Origin of the sequence: Rhizobacter sp. (genome assembly GCF_031412495.1) — a bacterium.
Taxonomy (GTDB): Bacteria; Pseudomonadota; Gammaproteobacteria; order Burkholderiales; family Burkholderiaceae_C; genus Schlegelella_A.
Map to the genome: position 1 here is coordinate 1 of NZ_JANODC010000515.1, position 2,498 is coordinate 2,498.

A 2,498-nucleotide genomic window follows, 5' to 3' on the forward strand; every position below is an offset into this window, starting at 1 on the left:
CGGTACTGGTTCTCGGCCAGCTCGCCGACGCAGCGCACGCGCCGGTTGCCGAGGTGGTCGATATCGTCGACTTCGCCGCGGCCGTTGCGCAGCTCGACCAGGATCTTGACGACGTCGAGGATGTCCTCGTTCGACAGCGTCATCGCGCCTTCGGGCGTGTTGCGGCCGACGCGGGCGTTGAACTTCATGCGGCCGACGCGCGACAGGTCGTACGTGTCGGCGCTGTAGAAGAGCCGGTGGAAGAGCGCCTCGACGGCGTCTTCGGTCGGCGGCTCGCCGGGCCGCATCATGCGGTAGATGGCGACGCGGGCGGAGAGCTGGTCGGCGGTCTCGTCGGAGGCCAGCGTCTGCGAGATGTAGGCGCCTTCGTCGAGCTCGTTGGTGTAGAGCGCCGGGATCTCCTTGACGCCCGCCGCGCGCAGCTTCTTCAGCACGGCGTCGGTCAGCTCGTCGTTGGCCTTGGCCAGGATCTCGCCGGTCTCGGCATCGACGACGTTGCGGGCCAGGACCCGGCCGACGAGGTAGTCCTCGGGAACGCTGATGAACTTGGTCTCGGACGTCTCGATCGAGCGGACATGGCGCGCCGTGATCCGCTTGTCCTTCTCGACGATGACCTTGCCGTCCTTGTCGGTGATGTCGAAGCGCGCGATCTCGCCGCGCAGGCGATCGGCCACGAACTCGAGCTGGGCACCCGTGTCCATGAGGCGGAAGTTGTCGAAGACGAAGAAGTTGGCGAGGATCGCCTCGGGGTTCAGGCCGATCGCCTTCAGCAGGATCGTCACCGGCATCTTGCGGCGGCGGTCGACGCGGAAGTAGAGGATGTCCTTCGGGTCGAACTCGAAGTCGAGCCACGAGCCGCGGTACGGGATGATCCGCGCCGAGAACAGCAGCTTGCCGCTCGAGTGCGTCTTGCCCTTGTCGTGCTCGAAGAAGACGCCCGGCGAACGGTGCAGCTGCGACACGATGACGCGCTCGGTGCCGTTGACGATGAACGAGCCGTAGTCGGTCATGAGCGGAACTTCGCCCATGTAGACCTCTTGCTCCTTGATCTCCTTGACGGTCTTGGCCTGCGCCGACTCGCGGTCGTAGATGATCATCTGCAGCTTGGCGCGCACGGCGGCGGCGTAGGTCAGGCCGCGCTGCTGGCACTCCCGCGTGTCGAACGCTGGCTTGGCCATGTTGAATTCGATGAACTTCATCTCCACGAACCCGTTGTGCGAAACGATCGGGAACGCGGAGAGGAACGCCGCCTGCAAGCCCTCGGGCTTCCTCTTCTGCGGCGGGACGTCCTTTTGCAGGAAGGCGATGTACGAGTCCTTCTGCATCGTCAGCAGATAGGGCACGTTGAGAACGCTCTCTCGCTTGCCGAAGCTCTTGCGAATGCGCTTCTTTTCGGTGTACGTGTAGGGGGATGAGGGGATTGCTTGCTGCGCCATGAACTCTCCGTTCAGCGGCCCGCGGCTGGCCTCGCCGGGGTTACGCACGAACGCGGGGCCGGCCGGGCCACGCGTTGCGAAGGCGACTGTCTTTCGAGCCTTGCGCTCGAAGCTTGGTGGCAGGCCACTACCTGCCGCTGGCGGACAACCCCGGCGTTGCACCGGAGCCCGACCAAACCCGTTCCTTGCAGTCGGATCAAGGAACTTTCTATGCGGAAATCACTTGGAAAAGCCCACGATTATCGCTCGGGGCGCTTCCAGCTGCTCTGCGCGGCCTCCGAATACCCCTCAGGGCAAAAGAGCCGGGCACCGCTGGCGCCCGGCTCCTCAGCGGACGACTTACTTGAGCTCGGCCTTCGCGCCGGCGTCCTCGAGCTTCTTCTTGCCGGCCTCGGCGTCGGCCTTGGCCATGGCTTCCTTGACCGGCTTCGGCGCGCCGTCGACCAGGTCCTTGGCTTCCTTCAGGCCCAGGCCGGTCAGCTCGCGGACGGCCTTGATGACGGACACCTTGTTGGCGCCGATCTCGGTGAGCATGAGCGTGAACTCGGTCTGCTCCTCGACGACCGGTGCGGCCGCACCGCCACCGCCACCGCCGCCGCCCGGAGCGGCCATCGCTGCGGCGGACACGCCGAACTTTTCCTCGATCGCCTTGACGAGGTCGTTGAGCTCCATCACCGACATGCTGTCGAGGGCGGAGATGAATGCGTCTTTATCGAATGCCATGTTGATTCCTGTCTAGAAGATGCTTGCTTGGTACGGTTCGTTCAGGCCGCGGCCGGCACGGGCTCTGCCGCGGAAGGCTCCGACGGAGCAGCGCTCTCGCCGCGCTTCTCGGCGAGCACCGCCAGCACGCGCGCCATGCGCGCGATCGGCGACTGCATCAGTCCGAGCAGCTGCGACAGCAGCACTTCCTTCGGCGGAATGGCCGCGAGCGACTGCACGCCCTTGGCGTCCAGCGCCTTGCCGGCATGAGCGCCCGCCTTGATGACCAGCTTGTCGTTGCCCTTGGCGAAGTCGGCGATGACCTTCGCCGCCGCGACGGCGTCCTGCGAAAAACCGTAG

1 protein-coding gene and 2 pseudogenes are annotated in these 2,498 nt (G+C 65.5%); all 3 read right to left on the reverse strand.

Annotated features, from left to right (window positions below; all coding sequences use genetic code 11):
• Positions 1-1,436: pseudogene (gene rpoB, locus AC30N0_RS19320) on the reverse strand (DNA-directed RNA polymerase subunit beta); the annotation flags it as partial.
• Positions 1,437-1,775: 339 nt separating this feature from the next.
• Entirely contained in the window at positions 1,776-2,159 is a 384-nt protein-coding gene (rplL, locus tag AC30N0_RS19325; RefSeq protein WP_489519512.1) for a 50S ribosomal protein L7/L12, read from the reverse strand.
• Between the two features lie 41 nt (positions 2,160-2,200).
• Positions 2,201-2,498 (reverse strand): annotated as a pseudogene (locus AC30N0_RS19330) (50S ribosomal protein L10); the annotation flags it as partial.